The organism is Mesorhizobium sp. M7A.F.Ca.US.002.01.1.1, assembly GCF_004022955.1.
Lineage (GTDB): Bacteria > Pseudomonadota > Alphaproteobacteria > Rhizobiales > Rhizobiaceae > Mesorhizobium > Mesorhizobium ciceri.
The window spans coordinates 1-9,841 of record NZ_RZQE01000209.1; the positions used below are offsets into that span (position 1 = coordinate 1).

At 62.5% G+C, this 9,841-nt stretch carries 11 protein-coding genes; 3 read left to right on the forward strand and 8 right to left on the reverse strand.

Annotated elements, in window-relative coordinates:
* The 3 genes from EN932_RS19935 to EN932_RS19945 form a co-directional block, all read right to left on the reverse strand.
* On the reverse strand, positions 1-628 hold a 628-nt coding region (locus tag EN932_RS19935), incomplete at its 3' end, for an acyltransferase (protein ID WP_164890545.1).
* A 217-nt stretch (positions 629-845) separates the two neighbouring features.
* Positions 846-1,139 (reverse strand): hypothetical protein, encoded by a 294-nt coding sequence (locus EN932_RS19940; RefSeq protein WP_013530594.1) that lies wholly within the window; start codon positions 1,137-1,139, stop codon positions 846-848.
* A 162-nt stretch (positions 1,140-1,301) separates the two neighbouring features.
* On the reverse strand, positions 1,302-2,048 hold the full coding sequence (locus tag EN932_RS19945; protein WP_013530595.1) for a helix-turn-helix transcriptional regulator: 747 nt from the start codon (positions 2,046-2,048) through the stop codon (positions 1,302-1,304).
* A gap of 228 nt (positions 2,049-2,276) precedes the next feature.
* Here EN932_RS19945 and EN932_RS19950 point away from each other — a divergent pair, with 228 nt between their 5' ends.
* Positions 2,277-2,582 carry a hypothetical protein gene (locus EN932_RS19950; protein ID WP_013530596.1) on the forward strand — a complete coding sequence of 102 codons (306 nt, stop codon included), beginning with the start codon at positions 2,277-2,279 and terminating at the stop codon, positions 2,580-2,582.
* Here EN932_RS19950 and EN932_RS19955 read toward each other — a convergent pair whose 3' ends face one another.
* Entirely contained in the window at positions 2,583-3,257 is a 675-nt protein-coding gene (locus EN932_RS19955) for a Crp/Fnr family transcriptional regulator (RefSeq protein ID WP_245268617.1), read from the reverse strand.
* Between the two features lie 584 nt (positions 3,258-3,841).
* On the opposite strand from EN932_RS19955, the gene EN932_RS19960 reads away from it, so the two are divergent.
* A complete protein-coding gene (locus EN932_RS19960; RefSeq protein WP_013530598.1) occupies positions 3,842-4,105 on the forward strand; it encodes a hypothetical protein in 264 nt (87 codons plus the stop codon).
* A 283-nt stretch (positions 4,106-4,388) separates the two neighbouring features.
* Here EN932_RS19960 and EN932_RS19970 read toward each other — a convergent pair whose 3' ends face one another.
* From EN932_RS19970 to EN932_RS19985, 4 genes are all read right to left on the reverse strand, one after another.
* On the reverse strand, positions 4,389-4,508 hold the full coding sequence (locus EN932_RS19970) for a hypothetical protein (protein ID WP_013530600.1): 120 nt from the start codon (positions 4,506-4,508) through the stop codon (positions 4,389-4,391).
* Between the two features lie 109 nt (positions 4,509-4,617).
* Complete coding sequence (locus EN932_RS19975) at positions 4,618-5,649, reverse strand: hydroxyacid dehydrogenase (protein ID WP_128369003.1); 1,032 nt, start codon at positions 5,647-5,649, stop codon at positions 4,618-4,620.
* 426 nt (positions 5,650-6,075) lie between these two features.
* Positions 6,076-7,266 (reverse strand): NAD(P)/FAD-dependent oxidoreductase, encoded by a 1,191-nt coding sequence (locus tag EN932_RS19980; protein ID WP_013530602.1) that lies wholly within the window; start codon positions 7,264-7,266, stop codon positions 6,076-6,078.
* Between the two features lie 118 nt (positions 7,267-7,384).
* The gene (locus EN932_RS19985; protein WP_013530603.1) at positions 7,385-8,881 is read right to left on the reverse strand and encodes a hypothetical protein; all 1,497 of its coding nucleotides are present in this window, start codon (positions 8,879-8,881) and stop codon (positions 7,385-7,387) included.
* Between the two features lie 249 nt (positions 8,882-9,130).
* Here EN932_RS19985 and EN932_RS19990 point away from each other — a divergent pair.
* Positions 9,131-9,841, forward strand: a 711-nt coding sequence (locus EN932_RS19990) for a Wzz/FepE/Etk N-terminal domain-containing protein (RefSeq protein ID WP_245483298.1), incomplete at its 3' end; no start/stop codon positions are given.

A 9,841-nucleotide genomic window follows, 5' to 3' on the forward strand; every position in this document is an offset into this window, starting at 1 on the left:
GGCCGCCGGCAGCGAACTCCCAGGCGCGCAGCGGCGAGAAATAGAAGGCCCAGGCCGGCGCCGCGCTGGTCAGCCACAGGCAGGCGGCGAAGGAGGCGAGGCCGACCACGCCGATCATGGCTGCGGCCGTTCGCCGGCCCGGCCGCAGCCAGGCGGCCAGCAGAAGCAGCGCCGGCCAGGCGAGATAGAACTGCTCCTCCACCGACAGCGACCAGAAGTGGATGAAGGGATTGCTGGTGGCGTCGGCGGCGAAATAGTCGAACGACCAGCGCAGCAGCCACAGATTGATGGCATAGGCGGAGGCAAACATGGCGCCGCGCGAATAGAGCGCCTGCTCCTGTGGCGCCAGGATGAAGTAGCCGGCGGCCAGCGTGACCAGGATGACGAACAAAGCTGCCGGCAGGAGCCGCCGCGCGCGCCTGGCATAGAAGCGCCAGAGGTCGAGCCGGCCGGTCTCGCCGATCTCCTGCATGAGGTGGGTCGATATCAGCCAGCCCGAGATGACGAAGAAGATGTCGACGCCGGCAAAGCCGCCGGGGAGCGCGGTGAGGCCGAAATGGTAGGCGACGACGCCGCCGACGGCGAGCGCGCGCAATCCTTGTATGTCCGGCCGGAACGATGCTGCCACGACGGCTCCCTCGTGCAAGCCCAGCCCCTGTGCAATGTCGGCGGTGCAGGCCGATATCGCAATGCAACAAATTTATCGCAGTGCAACATGGCAGAAATGGGGAGATGGGCCGGGTGCCGGCCGGGCCCGATCCTTGCGTGGCTGGCTTGTCTGCACACCTGCGGCAGACGCAAAACAGCCCCGCGCGGGGCTGTTTCTCATTCGGGTTGCTGGACTGCTACTTGCTGCCGCCGTTCGCTTTCACGCTGCTGCAGAATTCGGGATGGCTGTTGGCCGCAGTGGCGTCCTTCGCCTCGTCCTCGCAGGCCTTCATCATCGCGGTCTGGTCGTCCGGCGTAAGGGCCTTCCAGGCTTTCACGAAGTCGTCGTTGCTGACCATCGTCTTCATGCTGCTATCGGTGTAGAAGGGCTGCATCTTGGCTGGATCGTCGAGAGCCGACGTTTTGGCAAACGCCGCGCCGCCGACCATCGAAAGTGCCATGGCGCCCAAGCAGATCATCTTGATGTTCATGGGTACTCTCCTGTTGCTTTGGGATCGTCGAAGCAACGATCCATTGGAAAACGACAGGTTTGGGTGAAAGTTCCGGCATTTTTTGCGCAGAAAAGCCGAAACGAGGAAAAATATAGCCGAAAAACTTGAAACTTTCCCCGATTTTTCCCGTAGGAGGCGAGTTTATCGGGTCTCTCGTGCGAGACTGACCACCAGTCGATCGACGCTGGGGTCGTCGAGGCTGACGATATGGGCCATCTGCAGCGCCCGCTTCATGCTGACCCTGGTGACGTCCTGCCGCATGATGACCGGCACAAAGGCCGGCCCCGATCCTGTGAGGACGATCGCCCTGCCGACCAGAACCGGTTCGGAGATGGGAGCCCACTGTACGGTCATGATCGAGGGCTCGCTTGTCTGGCGGCGGTTGATGCCTGTGAAATAGATCCAGTTCAGGCGCGAGATCGCTACGCCGTAGTGGTTGCCGGGCATTCTGGCGCCACCCTGGCCATCGCCCGGGGCCCACCGCGTCACCCGCCTGAAGGTGACCAGCTCGGCCTCACGTCGCAGGAAGGTGACCGAGCGCATCAGAAGGTCGGGGCGGCCGGGAACCGAAAAATAGGTGAAATAAGTGCCGCCGGCGATGGCGGGCGACGGCGGCCGCACCATGTTTTCGTACAGTGCCTCGCGCAGCGATGCGTTGCCGTCGCCGTTGGCTGCGGGAACAGCCGGCTCGCGATACAGCTCGTTTTCGTCGATCTTGAAATAATCGCAGATCAGCCTGGCGGTGGTTTTGTTGGGCACCGCCTTGCCTTGCAGATAGCGCTCGAACTGGGTGCGATTGATGCCAAGCTCACGGCACACCGCGCTGACGGAAGCGTGGCGCTGGACCAGCCGCCTGAGATTGGCGGCGAGATTCTCGCGAATTGGCACGACATCTCCCCGACAGACGTACGGACCAGCATTCAAGCGATAGCTTATATACACTTGCATGCCGTGGCGCTGGCGCGAAGATGGACCTTTGGCCAATAGGCAACGATCCCGTAGAGCGTAGGCTGTACGATTCTGACAGTCCGGCTATGCAAGCCGCGTAAATGGGCGTATTTCGGTGGCAAGAGCGACCTCGGATCGGCCTCTCGACATCCTGTAATGGAGGGCGGTTTGGATCATACCGGCCTGGTCGAGCTTCTGGACTACACGCAGGCGCAATTGACGAAGATCCGCCAGGCGGTCGCGTCAAGCGATCACGCCGGTGCCATGTTCACCATTGATTGCCTTGTCGGAGCGGCGGCCGAGCAGACGAAGTGCAAGCTTGCAAGCCTGGAGCATGCCGGCTTGCCGATCAGCAAGGATGGGCCGATCGGCAGGGATGGGCCGATCGGCAGGGATGGGCCCATAGAAGGCGGTGCGGCACCGCCCGGCAAAGCGACATCGGGCAAGCCGGATGCCGGCAGCAGCCGCTCCTGATCAGGCCGCGCCGATCTCGCCGATCAGCCTTGCATATTCGGCCTCGGCTTCGCCGTAACTGCCATTGGCGAGTTCCAGCAGCCCGGCGCGGTCGCGAATGACGATCTCGCCCCGTCTCGAGCGAATCAACGTGCGGCCTTCGAGCAATTGAAGCGCGACGGTGACGCCTGGCCGCCTGACACCAAGCATGATGGCCAGGAATTCGTGGGTGATGGCGAGATGTTCGCCGGGCACCCGGTCGTCGCACATGAGCAGCCATCGCGCCAGCCGCTCCTCGAGCTTCAGCCGCGCGTTGACGAGCGCGGTGCAGCCGGCCTGGGTTTGTAGTGCGTTGACGAAGCGCAGCAGGAACATGCGCAAGGTCGTACTTGCCTCCAAAGCTGCCTTGAAAGCGCCGGCTTCGATGCGGATCGCTTCGCCTTCGAGTTGGACAAAACAGGCATGCGGCGCACGGTCGTCGCCCATCACCAGGGAGTATCCCGTCATGCCTTCGAAGCCGATGAAGCCCACTTCGGCCTCTTGGCCGCTTGCCGTGCTGGCGACCACCGAACCAATGCCCTGTTCGATGAAGTAGACGGCCTCGATCGGAACATTCGGGGTCACCAGCATCATGCGCAATGGCAAATCGCAGCGCTGCATGTGCGGCTCGAGCAACGCCAGATCATCCGCAGGCATGCGCCGCAGCAGTTGGTTTCGGTACGGATGGTTCCCGTCGGGATAGGGTTTTTTGTCGGGATCAGAGTTTTTGTTGGGATCAGACATGGCGTGGCCCAATGCAGGGCAAGAGCCATCCAATCTCCCAGCCGTCCGTGCCCGTAAAAACGTGAGGACGATGGCCTATGTATAGGGGCTCTGAACGCAGAAAGATATTAATGCGATATGAAATTCGAAGCACGGCGCCCCCCAACGCCTGTTCGCATATGAAAAGATCGGCCTGAATGTTAGTGTCGGAAACGTACCAAACGCCATTTGGTACAAAACCGACATATTTCATGAGAGCGCCGGATCACGCCGATAAAATCCGCTGGCCAATGAAAAGCGCCATGTCGCGCTGGGCCTGGGGACCATTCGAAGAAGGGGGAGGACCGGGGGGAGAATTGTACGATACTTACTGTGATGAGGCCGATGTTGACTCTTGCTCAGCCCGATTTCATTTTTTGACCCACAGCGTCTAAAGCGCATCGCGTTTGATCGGATTTATGCGATGCGCTTTAGGGTCTTTGTTTATGCATGTCGTTCTCCCAAAGCCGAGGTCACTTTTGGACGACATGCATCAAAAGTGGCCGCTGCTCCGAAAGGGGCTTCTTATGTCGAGCCTTCGTAAGCGCAATCCCGGTCTCCATCCTTCCGATCTGCAACTGTGCCAGCGCGTCTTCGATCGGGTCTGCCTGGAGCGCAAATTTGATCGCATGTCGGGGGAGTCGGACGTGCAGCTTCTGGCAGCCACGGTGTTTTCGCTGTTCCAGAATGGCTGCCGCAATGAAGGCGAGTTGCTTGAGAGTTTCAGGCGGACCCGCCAATGACCAAGGCCAGGATCACGTCCGCGGCACCGGCCGAAAACGAACCTTACGACGCTGCGGTCTTCGCCCGGAAATACGGCATGTCGCGGAAGGCCGCGGAGGTCGTGCTGTCCGCGAATGGACCGTCCAGAACAGCCTGTGACGCTGCCGCCCGCTCTTTTATGGAAGCGGTTGCCCGCAGAGCGAAGAGCAGCCATAAACACTGATGCTGCGCCTTGAGCGACTGCCGTCTCGCCGCCGACCCGCGGGCGCGTCCAATGCTACCTTCATCGAACACCGCGAGGCGTCAGCCTGCCGGGCCTGTCGGGCCGATCGGACCGGTCACTCCTGAAGTGGCTTGCTGCGCCGTCACGGCGGAGAGTTTCTGCCGTTTGAGCAGCATCGGCTTTTCATAGATCTTCTTCATGGTCACGGCCTCCCTCCGCAAAGTTCGATTGCGGCAGCGTCATCGCCGGCCGCGCTCCTGTCAAGCGGACCTGGTCGAGGGCCGGCCAACCCGAACGAAAATCCACGCCTCAATTCCTGTCGGCCGGCTTGGAACGCATGCGCGAAACCGTCTCGCGCTCGGCGCGTTTGGAGCGCAGCGGCGGCAGGTCGCGGTCGATCAGGTCCATGTCCTCCAGCACCATATCGCCCATGCGCTTGAAGGCGATGTCGAGCGCGCCGGCGCGGTGAGCCGAGCGCAGGAAGCCGGGCAGGGCGCGCACCGGATGGTCCCGCGCCAGCGGTTCTTCGGGAAAAACGTCGCTGGCGGCGACGATGTGGCCGCTCTTAACCGCCGCCATCAGCGCCGGGAAGTCCACCACGCCGGCGCGGCTGAGCAGGATGAAGGCAGCGCCCTTGCGCATGCCGGCAAAGGCGTCGGCACCGAGAAAACCCTGGTTCTCGCTGGTCACAGAGGCAACGACGAAGATGAAGTCGCTGGTCGACAGCACCTCGTCGAGGGAGGCCGGCTCGACGCCATTGTCGATGAGGATCGATGGCGGCAGCCACGGATCGAAGACTTTGGTGCGGGTGCGGAAACCCGACAGCAGCCGGTTGAGCGCCCGGCCGAGATCGCCGAAACCGATGATGCCGACATCGGCGCCAGACAAGAGCCGCGCCGTCTGGTTGCCGCCGCCGCCCCACAGTTCCTGTCCCTGGCGGAAGGCGAGGTCGGCATCGACGATGCCGCGGGCGAGATTGAGTGCCATCGCAAGGCCAAGCTCCGCGACCGGCTCGGCGAACACCAGGCCGGTGGTGACGACATGGATGCCGCGCGCGAACAACGTCTCGTAGGGCATGTTGTTGATGAGGTTGGTCTCGACATTGAAGACGCAGCGCAGCGCCTTCATCCGGTCGAGCGTTTCGGGCGATATGGGCGGCTGGCCGATGATATAACGCACCTCGGCCAGCATGTCGGCCGGCAGTTTCGCGACGCCGTCAGCGGTCGTCTCGACGATGCGATAGTGCGCCTTGAGCCGCGCCAGCTGCCGGGCTGTGAAGATCAGGTCGAGCGTGCGTGGTTCAGGCGCACTGATGACCAGCGGCAAGGCGCTGTTGGACATGACTATTCCCTCTGTTCCCCAATGGCCAAAATACCTTGGATGAAACGATTTACAACATCGCGCGGCCGAGGAGCGCGCGATTGGCGCTGGGATGAGGTGACCTGTCGGAGCCGATATGTGCCGGCAATGCAACAGTGAAGAATCGTTTGACCGCGATGGCGTGGATACGACGTAAGAACCAGTAATGGCACAATTGACACGGGGCAGGGAATTGGTTCTGCTGGCGCCGTATCAATTTGGAGGGCACTTTACAGTGAAGAAATACGAGAAACCAACCTTGCAGAAGCGCGACAGGCTTTCGGGTGTCACGGCCCAGACTGCCCCATCGACACCTCCGCCGGCCGTCAGTGATTGATTGGCGTCTGACGCATTCGCCTGACAAGGGCAATCAATAGCGGCAATCGATAGGGCGCGACTGGTCGCGCCCTATCGCATATTGGCCACGGGTGCCCGCCGTTGTCCCAGATGCCGGACCTTACGGCCGATGATCATCAGCTGGCGCGCGGTGTTGTTGCGCAGGCGCCGCACGCGCCATTCCAGTCCGGTGTCGGCGGTAATCGACTTGGCATAGTAACTGACCCGCATGCCATCCTCATCGGCAGCCACCTTGACCGGGTCGTCATAGAAGGCGTTGATCTTGTCAGCCGCCATGCCTGGAGTTTCGAGCCAGCGTGGAATGTGAACCGAATGGAGCTGATCGACATCGGTCATCACGCGGCCGATGCCGACGCCCGGCGTCGGACACGTGGTACAGAAAGCATCGCCGATGAAGATGACCCCGTCGCGGCGATGGCCTTGCGTCGTGCTCAGACTGATCTGCCTGACCTCGACAGGACTCGCGACTTCGAAGTTGCCGCATCGCACGGCTATTTCGGGCATCAATTCGCAGAGCATCTTTTGCGGCTCCTGGCGGAACGCCCGCGTCCACGGCTCGGCCACATTGCGATAGAGGAACATGTTCGCCCGCATCTTGTCGCCGAGGGGAAAGATGCTGATGTAGGCGATACGGTCGGCGGCCCGCCTGCTGTAGCAGGTGACGGACTGATGACCGAAATCGCTGGGCGAGATGGCGAGGTCGAATCCCATCGACAGTGAATGCGCCTTCGATTGCTCGATACGCTCGACGCCGACGGCGCGCCGCACCGCCTCGCCGTGACCGGTTGCCACCACCAGCAGGCGGGCATCGATGACGGTGCCGTCGGCCAGCACAAGCCGCTGCCGGTCCGGTCCAGTCGAGACTTCGGTTACCTTGCCGACCGTCAGCGGCACTTGCGCAGGCAAGGCGTCGCGCAGGCCATTGATCAGCGCGCCATAGGAGAATGTGAATTCAGCCTTCTTCTCATGCGCGAAGAACTGGCCGAGGCGAAACACATGCGTGTCGGTCGTGGAGGTGACGAGACGCTTGAGTGTCGCATCGAGGCCGAGCTTTTCGAACAGCAGCATCTGGTCCATGCCGATCTTCTCGGCCCGGAATTCCTCGTGGTGGACGCGGTGCGGATCGATCAGCGCCACCTTGCGGCCGGCTCGTCCCAACAGAATTGCCAAGGTCGTGCCGGCCATTCCGGCACCGACGATCGCCACATCGACTTGGGCCGGGCCAGCCTCTGAGATACTCATTTTGCTGCTCTTTCTGATGGCAACGGCGCGTTTCACAATCTCCGGTAGAAAATATCTTCCGGACCTAAATCAACCGCAAGCAACCGGCGCGCGTGCTTGGTAGTAACCAATGTTTAGGTTAATCGCGGGCCCGCTGCTTCCAGCGCGGTGCGATCGCCGAGCCATCGATGAACTCAAAGCCGCCAGCCTCGTTGAGCGTGTGAAGTTTACGCCCACTCCATAGCGCACCTGGATTTAAGATGGTTTCAACGACCTGCTCCATGCCGATCAAATCAAGGTGAGAAATGCGTGCGATGCCAAGCGCCGCGCCATAGCTCCTGCGGCAGTCCTGGACCGGGCGCAGCAGGTCGTTGCCGCGCCTGACCATGCGGCCGGCCGGCCGCGCCGAGGCGATATCGATCAGCACGGGATTTTTGGGGTGCGGCGTCCAGGGGCCGCGAAAATCCGGCGCCGACCACAGATGCAGCGCGTCGGAGAAGGCGCCGCCGCCGTCGCGGACGGTGGCGAACAGCCACCAGGCGCCGCCATGCTCGACAAGCGTGGCGTCGCTGGCGACGACACCGGACAGAAGCGTCGCCTCCTTGACCCATCCGCCGGGAAAAGCTGTGGCCCGGTAGAGATCGACCGTGCCGTTGGCGCAGCTTTCCGGCACCATCCAGACCTCGCCGTCGCGCTCGAAGACGAAGGGGTAGGAGAGATGGTAGGGCAGCTCCAACACCGGTTCAGGCCTTCCGAGCGGGCCTGCCGGGCCGAAGGGAACGGCGGAGATGATGGCTTTGCCGAGCCGATGGATATAGTCCTCGACGAACAGGGTCAGCTGGCCCTGGTAGAGGATGGGGAACGGATCGGCGTAGAAGCGGCTGCCGTCGTCCGGCAACTCTTGCCAACCCGACGCCGGATGCGCGCGCAGCTCGAACAGATCGCGGCTCCCGGTTTGCCGCCAGCCGACCTTCCAGTGCGGCGCGTTGTAGCAAAGGTGATAGATCTTCTGGATGATCCGCCGCGCCAGCGCCTTGCCGGCCCTGACCCCAAGCTTGCCCGCCGAGGGCATTGGCGGCGGGCCACCCACCTGCGCCGGTTCGGGCAGATCAGGCACGGACTTTGCCGCGCCTGACATGGCAGCTATGATCAGGCTTGCTGTGCGCGCCAGCATATCCTGGAAGGACGCCAGCGCGATGCCGCCATATTCGGTGCCCAGACGCCCGGCGGCGATCGCAACGCCGTTCTCCTCGATGCGGGCAAGCGGCGTGCGACCTGCGAGGATCAGGGCCAGCAAGGCCGCTTCGCCGCTGGCGCCGTCATAGGTGACGCGCCAGATCCGTGTGCTTTCCAGCCTGACATCGCCGCAGAGGTCGATGACCAGGTCAGGCGAAGCGGGGGACTGCCGGTAGGGCGCGAGCGCCGAAAGCGGCACACGCTTGGCCAGTCCATCATGGGACAGTCCGTGGATCGCCGTTTCGAGTTGAAACAGGGCCGCGGCGCTGCGCGGAATGCCACCGCCCGCCGGCCTGACATCGACGGACAGTTCGACGTCTTCGAGCGCGGCAAGGCGCTCCAGCAGCGTGACGTGAAAGGCGCGGACGCAGTCGCCGTCCAGGCGGAGGCTTATCTGCATGTTGGAGGTCCGAAAAGGCGGTGCCCGGCCTTGCCGGCCAGGCCGGTCCGGTCAAATTGTAACCCCATCTGCATTCGTCTCCGCTCGCTGCGTAGCCAACACCTCGATATGTATATTTTTAAGCAAACCGCGTGCCAAAATTCACGTCACCTCTCAACATAATTAACAATGTTTTAACAGTTGGAGGAATAGCTAGGTTAGCGCCGCAAACTGGTCTTGCCGGCATATGGAGTATTGTCGGAGGCAGCCATGCAATCATCCCTGCCCATGGTTCCTCAGCAACACTCCCCGGATCCGGCACGCGCGGGATCATATGCAGCCTCCACTGTCGAACTGGGCGATCTGAAGCGCATCCTGGTGCGCCGCCGGTTCTGGATCTTCGGCACCGTCGCACTGCTGACGCTGGTCGCCCTGCTCTACGGCCTTTTCACACCGGCGCTCTACAGCTCGGCGGCGGAAATCCTGATCGATCCGCAGGACCTGCAGGTGGTCACCAACGACGTCAATCCCAGCCGTATCTCACCCGATGGCGGCATCACGCAGGTCGAGAGCCAGGTCAGCGTGGTCCAGTCGACGGGCGTGCTGATGCGGGCGATCGCGGCGACAAACCTGACGCAGGATCCGGAATTCAATGGGCAGGGCTTGCTGTCGCGCCTGCTCGGTTCGGCATCAGCCGAAGGCGACAGGTCGGTGCAGACACTCGACGCGCTGCGCCGGCGCCTGGCGGTGAAGCGGGCCGACAAGGTCCTGGTCCTCGACGTCATCGTCACCGCCAAGAGCGCCGACAAAGCCGCCCTCCTGGCCAACGCCATCGCGCAGGCCTACCTGGTCGACCAGGCGAGCGCGCGCGCGAAAATGGCCAAGGACGCTTCCGAGTCGATCACCGCGCGGCTGGACGAGCAGCGCAAGCGCGTCCAGCAAGCCGAAAACGCCGTCGAAGCCTACAAGTCCGCCAACAAC

What these genes read in the sequence shown, in the direction of transcription:
- EN932_RS19970 (WP_013530600.1), bottom strand. Translation starts at nt 4,508, where the DNA reads ATGAAGAAGATCTATGAAAAGCCGATGCTGCTCAAACGGCAGAAACTC.
- EN932_RS19975 (WP_128369003.1), bottom strand. Translation starts at nt 5,649, where the DNA reads ATGTCCAACAGCGCCTTGCCGCTGGTCATCAGTGCGCCTGAACCACGC.
- EN932_RS19985 (WP_013530603.1), bottom strand. Translation starts at nt 8,881, where the DNA reads ATGCAGATAAGCCTCCGCCTGGACGGCGACTGCGTCCGCGCCTTTCAC.
- EN932_RS19955 (WP_245268617.1), bottom strand. Translation starts at nt 3,257, where the DNA reads ATGCCTGCGGATGATCTGGCGTTGCTCGAGCCGCACATGCAGCGCTGC.
- EN932_RS19980 (WP_013530602.1), bottom strand. Translation starts at nt 7,266, where the DNA reads ATGAGTATCTCAGAGGCTGGCCCGGCCCAAGTCGATGTGGCGATCGTC.
- EN932_RS19940 (WP_013530594.1), bottom strand. Translation starts at nt 1,139, where the DNA reads ATGAACATCAAGATGATCTGCTTGGGCGCCATGGCACTTTCGATGGTC.